The organism is Ruminococcus sporogenes (genome assembly GCF_054655175.1).
In genome coordinates, this window is record NZ_BAAHOA010000059.1 from 1 (window position 1) to 223 (window position 223).

Annotated in this window: 1 protein-coding gene; it reads left to right on the forward strand. The window is 46.6% G+C overall.

What is annotated here, in order from left to right:
• A partial coding sequence (locus ACYQ0N_RS15455; RefSeq protein ID WP_460163198.1) for a DUF3991 domain-containing protein occupies nucleotides 1-223 on the forward strand: 223 nt, incomplete at both ends.

The window sequence follows — 223 nt, forward strand, 5'->3', positions numbered from 1 at the left end:
CTGACATTATCTCGTACTTTGCAAAACGGCATACGCTTTATGAGGATAAGGAGCATCACAACGCCGTTTTTGTAGGAATTGATGAAAACGGGGTACCGCGACAGGCAAGCAAGCGTTCAACTAATTCTTTCGGAAAAACTTTCAGAATAACCTGCGGGGGTTCGGATACTCGGTACAGCTTTGCACACTTCGGCGAATCGGAAAAGCTGTTTGCGTTTGAGGC